This is a genomic window from Variovorax sp. ZS18.2.2, assembly GCF_024701975.1.
In the GTDB taxonomy this organism is placed as follows: Bacteria; Pseudomonadota; Gammaproteobacteria; order Burkholderiales; family Burkholderiaceae_C; genus Variovorax.
Window position 1 is genome coordinate 471417 of the sequence record NZ_JANLNM010000004.1, and the last position, 16345, is coordinate 487761.

Sequence of the window (16345 nt, forward strand, 5' to 3'; positions counted from 1 at the left end):
ATGCCCCTGCACACCACCGCCCTCGTCTTGTTCTCCGGCGGCCAGGACTCGACCACCTGCCTGGCCGACGCGCTCTCGAAGTACCAGCGTGTCGAGACGCTGGGCTTCGACTACGGGCAGCGCCACCGCGTCGAGCTCGACGTGCGCGGCACCATCCTTGCGCAGATGCGCGAGCGCTTTCCCGATTGGGCGCCGCGCCTGGGCGAAGACCATGTGCTCACGCTCGCGGCGCTGGCCCAGCTCGGCGGCTCCTCCCTCACCGAAGAGGTGGCGTTCGCGATGCAGGCCGACGGCCTGCCCAACACCTTCGTGCCGGGGCGCAACCTGCTGTTCCTCACGCTGGCCGGCGCGCTGGCGTACCGGCGCGGGCTGCAGGTGATCGTCACCGGCGTCTGCGAGACCGACTTCTCGGGCTACCCCGACTGCCGCGACGACACCATGAAGGCGATGCAGCTCGCGCTCTCGCTCGGGCTGGAGCGCCGCCTCGTCATCGAGACGCCGCTCATGTGGATCGACAAGGCCGAGACCTGGCAGATGGCGCAGCGCCTGGGCGGCGAGCCGCTGGTCGAGCTGATCGTGGAAGAGACCCACACCTGCTACCTCGGCGACCGGGTGCATCGGCAGGCGTGGGGTTATGGGTGTGGCGAATGCCCCGCCTGCGATTTGCGCAAGAAGGGCTGGGAGCGTTACGTCGATCAGGCCGCGGCGGGCTGAGCCGCCGAGGTGTTCAGCCGGTAGCGCGCGCCGCCCGCTGTTCCTTCTTCCTGCGGCACCAGCGTCCAGCGCTGGTTGTGGAAGTCGCCGACCGCCGCGCGGTGCGCGATCGACACCATCGCGCCGCCCGCCGCATGCACCGTGTCCGACAGCCGCTTGTAGAGCTCGCTTTCGGCCTTGGCGTCGAGGGCGCTGGTGATCTCGTCGGCGAAGAGCCATGCCGGTTTCTTGAGCAGCACGCGTGCGATGGCCAGGCGCTGCTGCTCGCCGCCCGAGAGCTTCTGGCTCCATGAATCGCTGTCGTCGAGGCGGGTGACGAGGTCGGGGAGCAGGGCGTCGGTCAGGGCCTGGCGCAGTTGGTCGTCGGTGAAATCGGCGGCGGGGTTTGGGTAGGTCAGCGCGTCGCGCAGCTTGCCGTCGGGCACGTAGGGGCGTTGCGGCATGAACACCGCGCCGTCAGGCACCTTCACGTGGCCGCTCGCGAACGGCCAGATGCCGGCGAAGGAGCGGAACAGCGTCGACTTGCCGCTGCCCGACGGGCCCTGCAGCAGCACGCTGTCGCCGGGCTTCACGGCCAGCGCGGCGCCGCTCAGCAGCGTGGCGCCGTTGGGCAGGGTCACCGAGAGGTCATCGCTGCGCAGTTCGGCGGCCTCGTCGCGTTCCAGCGGTATGGCCTGCTCCGCGTGGGCGCGCATCGCGTCGTCGAAGCTGGTCAGGCGGTCGGTGGTGGCGCGCCAGACGGCCACGCGGTCGTAGTTGTCGACGAACCAGCTCAAGGATTCCTGCACCTTGCCGAAAGCCGACGAGATCTGGATCAACTGGCCCAGATGGATCGCACCGCTGAAGAAGCGCGGCGCGGCCACGATGAACGGGAAGATCACCGCGGCCTGTCCGAAGAACGAGGTGAAAGTGATCAGGTTCTTCTGCTGCTTGATGAGCACCAGGTAGTTGCGCAGCACGCTGCCGAAGCGCAGGTCGAGTTGGCCGTGCTCGACCTTCTCGCCCTTGTCCAGCGCGATCGCCTCGCTGTATTCGCGCACTCGCACCAGGTGATGCCGGAAGTCGGCCTCGAAGCGCTGTTGCCGGAAGTTGGTATCGATCAGCGGCCGGCCGATGAAGTGCGTGATGACCGTGCCCACCACGCAGTACACCACTGCCAGCCAGACCATGGCGCCGGCGATCTGGTAGGTCGTGCCGCCCATCGAGAATGCGAAGCTGCCCGACAGCGCCCACAGGATGCCGACAAAACTCACCAGCGTGACCACGGCGTTCAAGAGGCCCATCGACAACGTCATCGTGTAGTCGGTGAACAGCTGCATGTCCTCCTGGATCCGCTGGTCGGGGTTGTCCGGCGTCTGGCCGTCCTTGGTCGCGTAGCGCGCGAGTTCGAGGTGATAGAAGGTGCGGTTGGACATCCAGCGCGTGAGGTAGTCGCGCGTCATCCAGGTGCGCCAGCGAAGCTGCAGCAGCTGCGTCACATAGAACTTGAGCACCTGCACCGCGATGTTGGCGAAGGCGATCCAGCCGAAGACGCCCACCTCGCGCCAGAAGACCACCGAGTCCTTGTTCTGCAACGCGTCGTAGAAGCGCCCGTACCACTGGTTGCCCAGTACCGCCACAAATACATAGAACAGGTTCAGCGCGACGATGCCCAGCAGCATGACGCGCGCCCGCCATTTCTCTTCAGACCTGAAATAGGGCGCAGACAGCGCAAAGACGCGCTTCAGAACCTGGGCGAACGTGGCGGCACGCGCCGTGACGGATGAAGACATGCAGGTTTCCTCGCAGGCGCTCGCGCGCCGGACATCGTGAGGAACCCATCGTAGTCAAGTGTTTCTTAACTGTTTCTTAAATGTTCGCCAATCGTCAGCGCAGCAGAACCCGCGCAGCCGTCGCAAGGAAGTGCGCCAGCGGTGGCGTCTTCAGCCCTTCGACCTTCGCCTCTTCATCCCACAACCGCAGCCGAACAGCATCGTTGGCCCACCGATGCTCGGCAAAACGAGTCGCCGCCGCCGCATCCATCACCCCGCCCTGCAACGCCAGGCTGCGCACCGAATCCGGCGAGAGCTTCGAGAAATAGTCCGGCCGCGTTGCGCACAGGTAGCGCTTCGCATCCACGTGCAGGCGGATCGGCTCGCGCACTTCCACGTCGAAAGCGCCGCGCAGCAGGGGCAGTGCAATGTACTGATGGCGGTCGTCGATGCCCAGCTCGGTGGGCGACTGCGACAGCGTCTGGTGCTCGGCGATCAGCAGGTGTCCGAGGTCGTGCAGCAGCGCGGCCGTGACGAGCGCATCGCCCGCACCTGCCTGCTCGGCGAGCCACGCGCATTGCAATGCGTGCTCCAACTGCGACACCGGCTCACCTGCGTAGGCAACCCCGCCGCGTTCGGCGAACAGGCGGGCAATCTCGGCAAGGTCGAGTGTCATGGAATTGAAACGAAGCGCGTGCGACAGCCTGTAGAGCGTCGCCGCACGCCATGACGCCCGTGTGACGCGCCTGACAAACCCCTGTCACATGGTGCTGCCAGCATCGCCGCGTTCACGGCCACGCCGTGCGTACTTTTGTCCGCGTCATTTCAATCATCGCCAGGGATTTCCCATCATGCTGCTTCGCTTCATCCGTCGTGCCGCCGTACCGGCCGCCCTGTTCTCGCTGGCGTTCGCCGCTTCCGCGCAGGGCCGCACCGAGCTGCTGGTCTACACCGCGCTCGAAGCCGACCAGGTGCAGGCCTACAAGGCCGCGTTCGAAAAGGAAAACCCGAACATCGAGCTGAAGTTCGTGCGCGACTCGACCGGCATCGTCACCGCCAAGCTGCTGGCCGAAAAGGCCAACCCGCAGGCCGACGTGGTGTGGGGCCTGGCCGCCACCTCGCTGATGCTGCTCGACAAGGAAGGCATGCTCCAGCCCTACGCGCCCAAGGGCCTGGCCGCCATCAAGCCCACCATGCGCGATCCGGCCAACCCGCCCAAGTGGGTCGGCATGGACGTGTGGTCGTCGGCCATCTGCTTCAACACCGTCGAAGCACAGAAGAAGAGCCTGCCCAAGCCGACCAGCTGGGCCGACCTGACCAACCCGGTCTACAAGGGCCAGATCACCATGCCCAACCCCGCGGCATCGGGCACGGGCTACCTGATGGTTTCGGGCTGGATCCAGATGATGGGTGAAGAAAACGCGTGGAAGTACATGGACGCGCTGCACCAGAACATCGGCATCTACAGCCAGTCGGGCAGCAAGCCCTGCCGCCAGGCCGGCGCCGGCGAATTCGCGCTCGGCATGTCCTTCGAATACCGCGCCAACAAGACCAAGCGCGACGGCGCACCGATCGACATCGTGCTGCCGAAGGAAGGCCTCGGCTGGGACATGGAAGCCACCGGCATCATCAAGACGAGCAAGAAGCAGGACGCCGCCAAGGCGCTGGCCGACTGGGCCGTCACCAAGCAGGCCAACGAGCTCTACGCGAAGAACTTCGCCGTGCTCGCGCTGCCGGGCATCCAGGAGAAGCTCGAGTTCGTGCCGGGCGATGTCGAGAAGCTGCTCGCCAAGAACGACTTCACCTGGGCCGCTGCCAACCGCGACCGCATCCTGACGGAATGGTCCAAGCGCTACGAATCCAAGTCGGAAAAGAAGCCCATGTAATCCGGCTTCCGGACAAGCAGCACATGACGAGCTTTCTTTCTCTCCGCGGCATCGGCAAGTCCTTTGGTGCCACCCGCGTGCTCGACGGCATCGATCTCGATATCGAGCCGGGCGAATTCGTGTGCCTGCTCGGTCCCTCGGGTTGCGGCAAGACCACGCTGCTGCGCATCGTGTGCGGCATCGAGCGTGCCGACAGCGGGCAGATCCTGCTCGGCGGCCAGGACATCGCGGGCCTGCCGCCCGCGGCGCGCGGCTTCGGCGTGGTGTTCCAGTCGTATGCGCTGTTCCCCAACCTCACGGCGGCGCAGAACATCGCCTACGGCCTGCATCCCACCGGCGCGCTGGCGCGCGAGATGGCCAAGCGCTCGCGCGAGATGCTCGACCTCGTGGGCCTCACCGCGCATGCCGACAAATACCCGGTGCAACTCTCGGGCGGCCAGCAGCAGCGCATCGCGCTGGCGCGCGCCCTCGCGCCGAACCCACGCCTGCTGCTGCTCGACGAGCCGCTCTCAGCGCTCGACGCGCAGGTGCGCGCGAGCCTGCGCAGCGAAATCCGTGCGCTGCAGAGGCGCCTGGGCATCGTCACCATCATGGTCACGCACGACCAGGAAGAAGCGCTCTCGATGGCCGACCGCGTGGTGCTGATGCACAACGGCCGCATCGAGCAGGCCGGCACGCCCGATGAGCTGTACCGCCAGCCGCGCACCCGTTTCGTGGCCGGTTTTGTCGGCCGCATGAACATGCTGCCCGCCACCGTGCTGGCCGACGGCAAGGTGCGTGTGCGCGACAGCGAGCTGTTCTGCGCGCCCGGCAACCTCAGCGTCGGTTCGCAGGCCACCGTGGGCATCCGCCCCGAACATGTGGTGGTCAAGCGCTTCGGCACCGAGCTCGGCGCCAACAGCTTTGCGGCGCGCCTGCTCGACACGGAATTCTTCGGCAACCGCACCTCGGCGCGGCTGGCCTGCGAACCGCTCGGTATCGAGATCGAAGCCGAGTTGCCCGCCGATGCGCGCAGCGGCGGCGAGGAGCCGCTGGTGCCCAGCAGCATGGTGCACATCCAACTGCCCCTGAATGCGCTGTCGGTCCTGGCGCGCTGAGCCACGCCATGAGCAGCACCCCTGACGCCATCGCCGTCGTGCCGGTGGCGATATCGTGCAGCAGCGCGTTCGACCGCGAGCGCTGGCTCACCGGCGCGGCCGTTGCACTGGTCGTTCTGCTGCTGGTCGTGATCGTCGCGCTGCCCGTCGGCGCGCTGGTCGGCCAGAGCTTCTTCGATCGCGCCGGCGCTTTTGTCGGCCTCGCGAACTTCGCGCGCTACCTCGACAGCCCGGCGCTCGTGCAATCGGCCTTCAACAGCCTGTGGATCGCCGCGATCAGCGCCGTGATCTGCACGGCCATCGCCTACGTGTTCGCCTATGCGCTGACGCTCTCGTGCATGCCGGCCAAGGGCGTGCTGCGTGCGGTGGCGCTCATTCCGCTGCTCGCGCCCTCGCTGCTGCCGGCCATCAGCCTGGTCTACCTGTTCGGCAACCAGGGGCTCTTCAAGGGGCTGATGGGCGGTGCCACGATCTACGGCCCGCTGGGCATCGTGCTCGGCTCGGTGTTCTGGACGCTGCCGCATGCGCTGCTGATCCTCACGACCGCCATGGCCACGTCCGACGGCCGTCTCTATGAGGCGGCGCAGACGCTCGGCGCCTCGCGCTGGCGCATCTTCCGCACCGTGACGCTGCCGGCCTCGCGCTACGGCCTCATCGTGGCCGCGATGGTGGTGTTCGTGCTGGTCATCACCGACTTCGGCGTGCCCAAGGTGGTCGGCGGCCAGACCGGCGTGCTCGCGACCGACATCTACAAGCAGGTGGTCGGGCAGCAGAACTTCCAGATGGGCGCGGTGGTCGGGCTCGTGCTGCTGATTCCGGCGGTGCTGTCTTTCCTGGTCGAGCGCCGCGTGCGCAGCAAGCAGGCGGCGGCGCTCTCGGCGCGCGCCACGCCGTACCAGCCCGAACCCGTGGCGTCGCGCGACCGCGCGCTGCTCGTTTTCTGCGTGCTCACGGCCTGTGCCATCCTCGTGATGATCGGCATGGCGGTGTTCGCATCGCTCGCCACCTACTGGCCCTACCAGCTCGCGCCGTCGTTGAAGAACTACGACTTCAGCAACATGGATGGCGGCGGCTGGGGCAGCTACTTCAACTCGCTGCGGCTCGCGCTGTGCGCCGCAGTGGCGGGCGCGCTCGTCACTTTCGTCTCGGCCTATCTGGTGGAGAAGCCGCGCCATTTCGGCCTGCTGCGCGAACTGCTCAACCTGCTCGCGAACCTGCCGCTCGCGGTGCCGGGGCTGGTGCTGGGCGTGGGCTACATCTTCTTCTTCATCTCGCCGTCGAATCCGCTGAACGGGCTCTACGGCGGCATGACGATCCTGGTCATCTGCACCGTGGCGCACTTCTTCTCGGTGGCGCACCTCACCTCGCTCACCGCGCTGCGCCAGCTCGACCGCGAGTACGAGCTGGTGTCCGAGTCGATGGGCGTGCCGTTCTGGCACACGATCTGGCGCGTGCACCTGCCGGTGGCGCTGCCGACCGTGCTCAACGTGGGCGGCTATTTCTTCGTCAACGCGATGACCACCGTGTCGGCCGTCGTGTTCCTCTACTCGCCGCAGACCACGCTGGCCGCCATCGCCGTGCTCAACATGGACGACGCCGGCGACGTGGCGCCCGCGGCCGCCATGGCCTCGCTGATCATGCTCACGGCCGCCATCGGCCGCGGCGTGTTCGCACTGGCCGGGCACTGGACGCTCAAGCGCACCCAAGCCTGGAGAAACCGGTGATGCCCGGAACCCCAAAGGACAGCTTCGACCTCATCGTCGTCGGCGCCGGCATCGTCGGCCTGGCGCATGCCTACACCGCCGCGCAGCGCGGCCTCAAGGTCTGCGTGGTCGAGCGCGATGCGGCCTGCATCGGCGCATCGATCCGCAACTTCGGCTTCATCACCATCTCGGGCCAGGCGCCGGGCGACACCTGGCGCCGCGCGATGCATGCGCGCGAGGTCTGGCAGCGCGTGGCGCCGGAGGCCCGCATCGACATCGTGCACCGCAACCTCTGGCTCGCGGCCTACCGTCCCGAGGCGCATGCGGTGCTCGAAGCCTTCATGCGCACGCCGATGGGCGAAGGCTGCGAGCTGCTCGATGCAGACGACGCGCAGGCCAAGGCGCCCGCCATGAGCCTGGCCGATGCGCGCTCGGTGCTGTTCAGCCCACACGAACTGCGCATCGAGTCGCGCACCGCCATCGGCCTGCTCACCCAATGGCTGGCCGAGGTGCATGGCGTCGTGTTCCGCTTCGGCGAGACCGTGCACGAGGTGGAAACGCCGCGCGTGCGCACCTCGCGCGGCATGCTCCGCGGCGAGCGCGTGGTGGTCTGCACCAACTCCGACCTGCACGACCTCTTCGCCGACCGCATCGCCGCCTATGACCTCACGCTGTGCCGCCTGCAGATGCTGCGCGTGAAGCCCGAGGCGGGCTTCCGCCTGCCGGGCTCGGTGATGACGGACCTGAGCCTCGTGCGCTACGAGGGCTACAACACGCTGCCCGAGGCCGCCGCGCTGCGCGCGCGGCTGCAGGAGGAAGAGGCGGCGTCGCTCGCGCACGGCATCCACCTGATCGTGGTGCAGAGCGCCGACGGCTCGCTCGTGGTCGGCGATTCGCACCACTACGGCGATGCACCCGAGCCCTTCGCGATGGAAGAGGTCGACCAGCTCATCCTGCGCCACCTGCGCAGCACGCTCAACCTGGAGACGGCGCAGGTCACCGAACGCTGGACCGGCGTCTATCCGTCGTCGAAGACCACGCCCTGCGTGATCGACGCACCCGACGATGCCACGCGCGTGGTGCTGGTCACCAGCGGCAGCGGCGCGAGCACCGGCTTCGGCATCGCGCACGACGTTCTCGACGCGTGGTGATGCGCACCTCGCCGATCCCTTCCATCCCTTCAGCCGCCATGAACGCCCACAACCACTCCAAGCTCCAGGCCGTCGTCTTCGACTGGGCCGGCACCATCCTCGACTTCGGCTCCTGCGCGCCCATGGGCGCCTTCGTGAAGCTGTTCGAACAGTTCGGCGTGGACATCACCATCGCCGAGGCCCGCGGCCCGATGGGCATGGCCAAGTGGGACCACATCAAGGCGCTCGGCACGCTGCCGCGCATCGCGTCGCAATGGGAAGCGAAGCACGGCCACGCCTTCAACGATGCGGACGTCGACCGTCTCTACGAGGTGTTCACGCCGATGAATGCCGCGAGCGCGCGCGACCATGCCGATTTCATTCCCGGCGCGCTCGACGCGGTGAACGCGGCGCGCGAGCGAGGCCTCAAGATCGGCTCGACCACCGGCTACAACCGACCGATCATGGAAGTGGTCGTGCCCATCGCCGCGGCCGGCGGCTATTCGCCCGACAACCTTGTGTGCGGCGGCGACCTCGCCGAAGGTCGCCCGTCGCCGCTCATGATGTACCGCTGCTTTGCCGACCTCGGCGTGTGGCCGCCGCACACCGTGGTGAAGGTCGACGACACCGGCGTGGGCCTGCAGGAAGGCCTCAACGCGGGCACCTGGGCCGTCGGCCTCGCGGTCAGCGGCAACTCGGTGGGGCTCACACTGGCCGAGTGGACGGCGCTCGACGAAGCGAAGCAGCAGGCGTTGCGCGAAGCCGCGACCGCGCAGCTCAAGGCCTCCGGCGCGCACTACGTGATCGACAGCGTGGCCGACCTGCCGAACGTGCTCGAGGACATCGAGCGCCGGCTGCAGGACGGCGAACGCCCGACCCTTGCCTGATACCGCCGATACCGGCGCGGCATTGCGTCCGACTTGACGCGCAAGGCGGCAGGCATAGCATCCGCCGCATGAGAAGCACAGCACTCGCTCTTCTGTTCTGCATCGGCCTCATCGCGGCCGGTTGCGACGACAAGCCCAAGCCGGGTGGGCCGATGCCCAAGGCTTCGGCGAACGTCGTGCTGCCGGCCGCGTTGGCGAGCTGATCCGCGTCTCGCGCGCGAAGGCGGCCCCGCGTCGCCGGACACTGCTCGCTCGCATCTTCGCGCCGGGGGTATCCTCGGCGGGGAGAAAAACAATGAAGACATCCGAGACAACCGTCCACGCGGCGGATTCGCGTTACGCCATGCTGCGCCTGGGCCTCACGCTGCTGATCATGACGGTCGGCAGCAGCGGCATGTATGTGGTGTCGGTGATGCTGCCCGCGGTACAGACCGAGTTTGGCATCGACCGTGCCGCTGCCTCGCTGCCCTACACCTGGTTGATGCTCGGCTTCGGTTTCGGCGGCGTGCTCATGGGCAAGCTGGCCGACCGTTTCGGCGTGATGTGGCCGCTCTTGATGGGCTCGGTCTTCCTCGCCGCGGGCTACATCGCCACGGGGCTGTCGGGCGGCATCGTCTCGTTCACCATCGCGCAGGCCCTGCTGGTCGGCCTGCTTGGCAGCTCGGCCGCCTTCGCACCGCTGGTGGCCGACACCTCGCTGTGGTTCGTCAAGCGGCGCGGCATCGCGGTGGCGGTGTGCGCAAGCGGCAACTACGTCGCCGGCGCCATCTGGCCGCCAATCGCGCAGCACTTCATCGAGACGGTCGGCTGGCGCCAGACCTACATCGGCATGGGCATCTTCTGCGGCATCGCGATGGCGCTGCTCGCGCTCTTCTTCCGTGCGCGACCGCCGGCAGTGGCTGCCGCGCCTGTCAACGGCACATCGAATGCAGCACCGTTTCGCGACCTGACCCGGCCCTTCGGCCTCGGCATGGGCACAGCCCAAGGCCTGCTGTGCGTCGCAGCGGTGGCTTGCTGCGTGGCGATGGCGATGCCGCAGGTGCACATCGTGGCCTACTGCGGCGACCTGGGCTACGGGCCCGCGCAGGGCGCGATGATGCTGTCGCTGATGCTCGGCTTCGGCGTGGTGAGCCGGCTGGTGTCGGGTGCGATCTGCGACCGCATCGGAGGTCTCCGCACCCTGCTGCTGGGCGGCGTGCTGCAGTGCATCGCGCTGCTCCTGTTCCTGCCGTTCGACGGGCTGGTGTCGCTCTATGTGATCTCGGCGCTGTTCGGGCTTTTCCAGGGCGGCCTCGTGCCGGCCTACGCGATCATCGTGCGCGAGCACTTTCCGCCGAAGGAAGCCGGCGCGCGCGTGAGCACGGTGCTGATGTTCTCGCTGTTCGGCATGGCGCTGGGCGGGTGGATGTCGGGCAAGGTCTTCGACCTGACCGGCAGCTACCACGCGGCCTTCATCAACGGCATCGGCTGGAACCTGCTGAACCTCGCCATCGCGTCGTTCCTGCTGTTCAGGCTGTACCGCCTGCGGCTTCGGCCACCAGGCGGCCCAGTGTCCGCATCGCCTTCTCGCTCTGCGCATCCCACACGTGGCCGTAGTTCAGGCGCAGGCAATGCGTGAAGGCGCGCGTCGCTGAAAAGATCGGGCCCGGCGCGACGCTGATGCCGAGCGCCAGCGCCTTGCGGTGGATATCGAGCGCATCCACCTGCGCCGGCAGCTCGACCCACAGGAAGTAGCCACCCAACGGCCGCGTGGCGCGCGTGCCCTCGGGAAAGTAGTGCCCCACCGCCTGCGCGAAGGTCGCCTGCTGCATCGCGAGCGTCTGGCGGAGCTTCCGCAGGTGCTTGTCGAGGCCGCCCTTTTCCAGGTACGCCGCGAGCGCAAGCTGCGCGGGCGCCGAGGTGCTGAGCGTGGACGTGAGCTTCTGCCGCGCCACCTTGCGCGCGAAGCGCCCGGCCGAAGTCCAGCCGATGCGGTAACCCGGCGCGAGGCACTTCGAGAACGACGAGCAGTGCAGCACCAGCCCTTGCGTGTCGAAGGCCTTGGCCGGCGCGGGCCGGCGGTCGCCGAAGTAGAGCTCGGCGTACACGTCGTCCTCGATCAGCGGCAGTTCATGGCGCGCGAGCAGCGCGACCAGCGCCTTCTTCTTCGCATCGGGCATCAGGCTGCCGAGTGGGTTCTGGAAGGTCGTCATGAGCCAGCAGGCCTTGGGCTGGTGCGCCGCGATGGCCTGTTCGAGCGCGCCGAGGTCGATGCCTTCGCCGGGATGCGTCGGCACCTCGATGGCCTTCAGGCCCATGCGCTCCAGCGCCTGCAGCGCGGCATAGAAGGTGGGCGATTCGACGATCACCGCATCGCCCGGCCGCGTGACCGCCGCGAGGCACAGGTTGAGCGCCTCGAGCGCGCCGTTGGTGATGACGATCTCCTCGGCCGGCACCTGCATGCCGTCAGCCAGATACCGCAGCGCGATCTGCCGTCGCAGCGCTGCGCTGCCGGGCGTGAGGTCGTCCACCGTGCTCCACGGGTCGAGCGACTTGGCGCTCGCAGCCATGAACTGGCCCAGCCGCGCGAGCGGAAACAGCAGCGGGCTCGGAAACGCCGAGCCGAAGGGCACGACCTTGCGCGACATGCTGGCTTCGAGGATGTCGAACACGCGGTCGCTCACGTCGAGCGACATGGGGCCGTCCGCGGGGCGCGAGGTGAGGGTGGATTCGGGCGGCGCATCGCGCAGGCCGCCGCCCGTCACGTAATAACCGGAGCGGTCGCGTGCGCGCACGAGGCCGCGCGCTTCCAGCAGGTAGTACGCCTGGAACACCGTCGATGCGCTGACCCCGCGGCTCTGCCCGGTGTGGCGCACCGAGGGCAGGCGGTCGCCGGTCTTCAGGGTGCCGTTGCGGATCGAGGCCTCGATGTCGGCGGCCAGGGCTTCGTAACGCTTCATCGCACAGGTGCTCGTTGTTTCATTTCCGGGGGCTCGTCATTGGCACGGACTTTATCTGCACCGGTGAATCGGGCTGGATCTGCATCTGTTTTTTCGGGGCGTTCTGGCGCACAGTCGGTGCATGTCCAATCTCATGCGCGCGGTGCGCGCCGTTCTCTGGAGCTTCATCGGGCTGGGCGGACGCCGCGCCGACGCCGACAAGCGGACCGCGCAGGTCGGCATCCTGCCGCTGATCGGCGTCGCGCTGTGCGTGGTGCTGTTGCTGGTCGCGGGCCTGATCACATTGGCGCGCTTCGTGGCCGGCACATGACGGCCGGTCTCCGCTCCTTCGCGCTCGCGCTGCTGTTCCTCGTGCAAGGCGTGGCAAGTGCCGCGCCGCCGGCCACCGTGCCCGACACCATCGAGCAGCGCGTGGCCGCGTGCATCGCCTGCCACGGCCGCGAAGGTGCGACCACCAACGCGGGCTTCTTTCCACGCCTGGCCGGCAAGCCCGCAGGCTATCTCTTCAACCAGCTCGTGAACTTTCGCGACGGCCGCCGTTTCAACGCCGACATGGCGTACATGGTGCAGCACCTCTCCGACGCCTACCTGCGCGAGATGGCCGAGTACTTCGCGGGGCTCGACCTGCCGTACCCGCCGATCTCGCCCAACAGCGATGCGACGCCCGAGCAACTGCAGCGCGGCCGCAAGCTCGCGCTCGAAGGCGATGCGGCACGCGGCATCCCGGCCTGCGTGCAGTGCCATGGCGCGGCGCTCACCGGCGTGCGGCCGGCGATCCCGGGGCTGCTCGGGCTACCGCGGCTCTATGTGTCGTCGCAGCTCGGCGCGTGGCTCACGAGCGAGCGGCATGCCATGGCGCCCGACTGCATGGCGGATGTCGGCCGTCACATGAACACGGCCGACATCAACGCGGTCGCAAGCTGGCTGGCCGTGCAGCCGATGCCGGCGAACAGCAAGCCCGCGGCTTCGTTGCCCGCACCCTTGCCTGGATCGCAGCGTGTGGCGTGCGGCGGCATGCCGAAGTGAGTCCGCGATGAAACTGCGACACCTCGGCTGGACCCTTCTCACCCTCATCGTGCTCGCGACCGTGTTCGCCGGCGTGCTCGTGGCGATGAACCTGCGCGGCGAAGACCCGCTGCCCGAACAACCCCAGGCTTTCGACGCCACGCCCCAGCAGGTCGAGCGCGGCCGCTACCTCGCGCTGGCCGGCAACTGCGTGGGCTGCCACACCACGCGCGGCGGCCAGCCCTATGCAGGCGGACTGCCGATCGAGACGCCCTTCGGCACCATCTATTCGAGCAACCTCACCTCCGACGCCAAGGCCGGCATCGGCGGCTGGAGCAGCGCGCATTTCTGGCGCGCGATGCACAACGGCCGCAGCAAGGACGGGCGCCTGCTCTACCCGGCGTTCCCGTACCCCAATTTCACCAAAGTGACGCGCGAGGACTCGGACGCCATCTACGCCTACCTGCGCACCGTGGCGCCCGCACCGGTGCCGAACATGGCGCACCGGCTGCGCTTTCCCTATGACACGCAGGCCGCGCTGGCCGTGTGGCGCGCGCTCTCGTTCAAGCCCGAGCCCTTCGTGGCCAATGCGGGCAAGCCTGCCGAATGGAACCGCGGCGCCTACCTTGTCGACGGCCTCGGCCATTGCATCGCCTGCCACGGCGCACGCAATTCGCTCGGCGCAACCGAGACGAAGCTCGGCCTCTCGGGCGGGCTCATCGCGGTGGAGAACTGGTATGCGCCCTCGCTCACCGACAGGCACCAGGCCGGCGTGGCCGCGTGGCCCACGGCCGACGTGGTGGCGCTGCTCAAGACCGGCACCGCGCCGGGCGGCTCGGTGATGGGGCCGATGGCCGACGTGGTGTTCCGCAGCACGCAGCACCTGAGCGAGGCGGACCTCACGGCCATGGCGGGCTACCTGAAAGACCTGCCCGAGGTTCCCAGGGCCGACGAACCCGCACGCTCGCCAACGCCCATCCGCCGCGATGCCGGCACGATGGCGCGCGGCGGCAAGATCTACGACCAGCGCTGCGCCTACTGCCATGGCGACCAGGGCCAGGGCGCGACCGGCGCCTATCCGCCGCTGGCAGGCAATCGCGCGGTGAACATGTCGCCACCGACCAACCTCATCCAGGTGGTTTCGCACGGCGGCTTCCTGCCATCGACGGCGGGCAATCCGCGCCCGTACGGCATGCCGCCGTTCGGACAGGTGCTGGATGCCGCGGAAGTGGCGGCCGTGCTCACCTACATTCGCGGCTCGTGGGGCAACGACAGCGCACCCGTCACGCAGCTGGACACCATGCGGCGTTGAAGCGCCGTCAGATACGCGCACGATCCAACGACACAAGGCAGCGGAGGCCGTATGCAGAGAGCGAGAGCGATGGGAGGACTGGTCTTGTGGCTCTTCGCAGGCACCGTCATGGCGGCCGATGCGCCGTTCACCGGCGCTTTCAACGGAACGGGGCGGGCTTGTTCCGGAGGGGTCTATATCCGCGAGAAGACGGTCGAGTGGATATCGACCTACAGCATCTGCAAGCCGAGCCGGTACGAAGTGCTTGCGAAGGATTCGACGGCCGGCCACCAGCGGATTGCCGTGCACATCAAATCGCGAAGCCGTCGGTGCCTGTATGAAGTCTTCGAAATGGAACAGACCAGCACCTACGGCTGGAACATCAACGGCTACCAGTCGCTGGCGTCGTACAGGAACAGGGCATTGCCCGATTGGCGCAACTCGCCGCTGGAGGAGCGGCTGATCCTGTCGTGCCCGATGGTTCGCTTGAACTGAGCGTCCTTATCGCGCGCCCACATGCGGATGCCGGGCGCTCTCATACAGCGTTCGCGCCAAGTCCCGATGCCTCGCGAGCAACGGCCTCAACTCCAGCCCCGTGAAGCGTCCATCGCGAATGCGGACCTCCCCATTGATCACGCTCAGCGAAGCCGCTGCCGGCGTGCAGAACACCAGCGCCGCCACCGGGTCATGCCACGCGCCCGCGTGCGCCACGCCCCGCATGTCGAAGGCCACGATGTCCGCCGACATGCCGGGTGCCAGCGCGCCAATGTCGTCGCGCCCGAGCACTTGCGCGCCACCGAGCGTCGCGATCTCCAGCGCCTCGCGCGCCGTCATCGCCGCGGGGCCATGACCCACGCGCTGCAGCAGCATGGCCTGACGCGCTTCGCCCAGCATGTGCGCGCCGTCGTTCGACGCGCTGCCATCCACGCCCAGGCCCACCGGCACACCCGCGCGCCGCATCGCCCCGATGGGCGCGATGCCCGAGGCCAGCCGCATATTCGAGCAGGGGCAATGCGCCACGCCCGTGCCGGTACGCCCGAAGAGCGCGATGCCGGCTTCGTCGAGCTTCACGCAGTGCGCGTGCCACACGTCGCGGCCGACCCAGCCCAGGTCTTCGGCGTACTCGGCCGGCGTCATGCCGAACTTCTCGCGTGAGTAGGCGACGTCGTTGTCGTTCTCGGCGAGGTGCGTGTGCAGCGACACGCCGCGCTCGCGCGCGAGTTCGGCCGACAGCCGCATCAGGTCGCGCGAGACCGAGAACGGCGAGCAGGGCGCGAGCACGATGCGGCGCATCGAATGGCGCGAGGCATCGTGCCAGCGGCCGATGAGGCGCTCGCTGTCGCGCAGGATGGCTTCTTCGGTTTCCACCACCTCGTCGGGCGGCAGGCCGCCGGCGCTGCGGCCCACGCTCATGCTGCCGCGCGCGGCATGAAAGCGCATGCCCATCGCGTCGGCCGCCTCGATCGAATCGTCGAGCTTCGAGCCGTTGGGAAAGAGGTAGAGATGGTCGCTGGTGGTGGTGCAACCCGAGAGCATCAGCTCGGCCATCGCCGTCTGCGTCGAGACGCGGATCATCTCGGGCGTGAGGCGCGCCCACAGCAGATACAGGTTCGTGAGCCAGCCGAAGAGCTCGGCATCCTGCGCCTCGGGCACGGCGCGCGTGAGGCTCTGGTACATGTGGTGGTGCGTGTTGACCAGGCCGGGCATCACGACGTGGCCGTGCATGTTGATGGCCTCGGCCTGGCCGTTGCGCAGGGCATCGAGGTAGGCGGTGGGCAGCTCGGCGGTGGGCCCGGCCCAGGCCACCGCGGGCCCGTCGGTCACCACGGCGCCGTCGGCGATTTCGCGCCGGGTGGCGTCCATGGTGACGAGGATGTCGGCGTGTTGGAGGATCAGCATGGCGGGATTTTGCGCGAGAGCCCGTGTGCGGCTCAGAGGTCCC

The 16345-nt window shown here is 68.1% G+C and carries 16 protein-coding genes; 12 read left to right on the forward strand and 4 right to left on the reverse strand.

Going from position 1 to position 16345, the window contains the following annotated elements; all coding sequences use genetic code 11:
* A complete protein-coding gene (gene queC, locus NU688_RS19040) occupies positions 1–714 on the forward strand; it encodes a 7-cyano-7-deazaguanine synthase QueC (RefSeq protein WP_257862352.1) in 714 nt (237 codons plus the stop codon).
* Here queC and NU688_RS19045 read toward each other — a convergent pair.
* Positions 696–2486 (reverse strand): ABC transporter ATP-binding protein/permease, encoded by a 1791-nt coding sequence (locus NU688_RS19045; RefSeq protein ID WP_257862353.1) that lies wholly within the window; start codon positions 2484–2486, stop codon positions 696–698. The genes queC and NU688_RS19045 overlap by 19 nt on opposite strands.
* A 94-nt stretch (positions 2487–2580) precedes the next feature.
* Positions 2581–3141: a phosphonate degradation HD-domain oxygenase gene (locus NU688_RS19050; RefSeq protein WP_257862354.1), complete on the reverse strand. Its 561-nt coding sequence runs from the start codon at positions 3139–3141 to the stop codon at positions 2581–2583.
* A gap of 175 nt (positions 3142–3316) precedes the next feature.
* Between NU688_RS19050 and NU688_RS19055 the strand changes: the two genes are divergently transcribed.
* The 7 genes from NU688_RS19055 (at position 3317) to NU688_RS19085 (ending at position 10786) form a co-directional block, all read left to right on the forward strand.
* The gene (locus tag NU688_RS19055; protein WP_257862355.1) at positions 3317–4351 is read left to right on the forward strand and encodes a putative 2-aminoethylphosphonate ABC transporter substrate-binding protein; all 1035 of its coding nucleotides are present in this window, start codon (positions 3317–3319) and stop codon (positions 4349–4351) included.
* A gap of 23 nt (positions 4352–4374) precedes the next feature.
* Entirely contained in the window at positions 4375–5448 is a 1074-nt protein-coding gene (locus tag NU688_RS19060) for an ABC transporter ATP-binding protein (RefSeq protein ID WP_257862356.1), read from the forward strand.
* A gap of 8 nt (positions 5449–5456) precedes the next feature.
* Positions 5457–7172 carry a putative 2-aminoethylphosphonate ABC transporter permease subunit gene (locus tag NU688_RS19065; protein WP_257862357.1) on the forward strand — a complete coding sequence of 572 codons (1716 nt, stop codon included), beginning with the start codon at positions 5457–5459 and terminating at the stop codon, positions 7170–7172.
* On the forward strand, positions 7172–8302 hold the full coding sequence (locus NU688_RS19070) for a TIGR03364 family FAD-dependent oxidoreductase (protein WP_257862358.1): 1131 nt from the start codon (positions 7172–7174) through the stop codon (positions 8300–8302). Before NU688_RS19065 ends, NU688_RS19070 begins: the two co-directional genes overlap by 1 nt.
* 38 nt (positions 8303–8340) lie before the next feature.
* On the forward strand, positions 8341–9168 hold the full coding sequence (gene phnX, locus NU688_RS19075) for a phosphonoacetaldehyde hydrolase (protein WP_257862359.1): 828 nt from the start codon (positions 8341–8343) through the stop codon (positions 9166–9168).
* Positions 9169–9236: 68 nt separating this feature from the next.
* Positions 9237–9371 carry a hypothetical protein gene (locus tag NU688_RS19080; protein WP_257862360.1) on the forward strand — a complete coding sequence of 45 codons (135 nt, stop codon included), beginning with the start codon at positions 9237–9239 and terminating at the stop codon, positions 9369–9371.
* A gap of 92 nt (positions 9372–9463) precedes the next feature.
* Positions 9464–10786, forward strand: a complete 1323-nt coding sequence (locus NU688_RS19085; RefSeq protein WP_257862361.1) for an MFS transporter — start codon at positions 9464–9466, stop codon at positions 10784–10786.
* On the opposite strand, the gene NU688_RS19090 is transcribed toward NU688_RS19085, so the two are convergent.
* Entirely contained in the window at positions 10677–12107 is a 1431-nt protein-coding gene (locus NU688_RS19090) for a PLP-dependent aminotransferase family protein (RefSeq protein WP_257862362.1), read from the reverse strand. The genes NU688_RS19085 and NU688_RS19090 overlap by 110 nt on opposite strands.
* Positions 12108–12228: 121 nt before the next feature.
* Between NU688_RS19090 and NU688_RS19095 the strand changes: the two genes are divergently transcribed.
* The 4 genes from NU688_RS19095 to NU688_RS19110 all read left to right on the forward strand — a co-directional run bounded on the left by NU688_RS19095 (position 12229) and on the right by NU688_RS19110 (position 14898).
* Positions 12229–12417 carry a DUF2970 domain-containing protein gene (locus NU688_RS19095; RefSeq protein WP_257862363.1) on the forward strand — a complete coding sequence of 63 codons (189 nt, stop codon included), beginning with the start codon at positions 12229–12231 and terminating at the stop codon, positions 12415–12417.
* The gene (locus NU688_RS19100; protein ID WP_257862364.1) at positions 12414–13133 is read left to right on the forward strand and encodes a cytochrome c4; all 720 of its coding nucleotides are present in this window, start codon (positions 12414–12416) and stop codon (positions 13131–13133) included. Before NU688_RS19095 ends, NU688_RS19100 begins: the two co-directional genes overlap by 4 nt.
* A 7-nt stretch (positions 13134–13140) precedes the next feature.
* A complete protein-coding gene (locus tag NU688_RS19105) occupies positions 13141–14424 on the forward strand; it encodes a cytochrome c (protein ID WP_257862365.1) in 1284 nt (427 codons plus the stop codon).
* Between the two features lie 108 nt (positions 14425–14532).
* Positions 14533–14898 carry a hypothetical protein gene (locus NU688_RS19110; RefSeq protein ID WP_257862366.1) on the forward strand — a complete coding sequence of 122 codons (366 nt, stop codon included), beginning with the start codon at positions 14533–14535 and terminating at the stop codon, positions 14896–14898.
* Positions 14899–14904: 6 nt separating this feature from the next.
* Here NU688_RS19110 and NU688_RS19115 read toward each other — a convergent pair whose 3' ends face one another.
* Positions 14905–16302 carry an 8-oxoguanine deaminase gene (locus NU688_RS19115; protein ID WP_257862367.1) on the reverse strand — a complete coding sequence of 466 codons (1398 nt, stop codon included), beginning with the start codon at positions 16300–16302 and terminating at the stop codon, positions 14905–14907.
* Positions 16303–16345: the final 43 nt, after the last annotated feature.

Coding starts and splice junctions, on each gene's coding strand:
- NU688_RS19115 (WP_257862367.1), bottom strand. CDS start 16,302: ATGCTGATCCTCCAACACGCCGACATCCTCGTCACCATGGACGCCACC.
- NU688_RS19065 (WP_257862357.1), top strand. CDS start 5,457: ATGAGCAGCACCCCTGACGCCATCGCCGTCGTGCCGGTGGCGATATCG.
- NU688_RS19070 (WP_257862358.1), top strand. CDS start 7,172: ATGCCCGGAACCCCAAAGGACAGCTTCGACCTCATCGTCGTCGGCGCC.
- NU688_RS19095 (WP_257862363.1), top strand. CDS start 12,229: ATGTCCAATCTCATGCGCGCGGTGCGCGCCGTTCTCTGGAGCTTCATC.
- NU688_RS19060 (WP_257862356.1), top strand. CDS start 4,375: ATGACGAGCTTTCTTTCTCTCCGCGGCATCGGCAAGTCCTTTGGTGCC.
- NU688_RS19080 (WP_257862360.1), top strand. CDS start 9,237: ATGAGAAGCACAGCACTCGCTCTTCTGTTCTGCATCGGCCTCATCGCG.
- NU688_RS19110 (WP_257862366.1), top strand. CDS start 14,533: ATGGCGGCCGATGCGCCGTTCACCGGCGCTTTCAACGGAACGGGGCGG.
- NU688_RS19085 (WP_257862361.1), top strand. CDS start 9,464: ATGAAGACATCCGAGACAACCGTCCACGCGGCGGATTCGCGTTACGCC.
- queC (WP_257862352.1), top strand. CDS start 1: ATGCCCCTGCACACCACCGCCCTCGTCTTGTTCTCCGGCGGCCAGGAC.
- NU688_RS19105 (WP_257862365.1), top strand. CDS start 13,141: ATGAAACTGCGACACCTCGGCTGGACCCTTCTCACCCTCATCGTGCTC.
- NU688_RS19050 (WP_257862354.1), bottom strand. CDS start 3,141: ATGACACTCGACCTTGCCGAGATTGCCCGCCTGTTCGCCGAACGCGGC.
- NU688_RS19090 (WP_257862362.1), bottom strand. CDS start 12,107: ATGAAGCGTTACGAAGCCCTGGCCGCCGACATCGAGGCCTCGATCCGC.
- NU688_RS19055 (WP_257862355.1), top strand. CDS start 3,317: ATGCTGCTTCGCTTCATCCGTCGTGCCGCCGTACCGGCCGCCCTGTTC.
- NU688_RS19100 (WP_257862364.1), top strand. CDS start 12,414: ATGACGGCCGGTCTCCGCTCCTTCGCGCTCGCGCTGCTGTTCCTCGTG.
- NU688_RS19045 (WP_257862353.1), bottom strand. CDS start 2,486: ATGTCTTCATCCGTCACGGCGCGTGCCGCCACGTTCGCCCAGGTTCTG.
- phnX (WP_257862359.1), top strand. CDS start 8,341: ATGAACGCCCACAACCACTCCAAGCTCCAGGCCGTCGTCTTCGACTGG.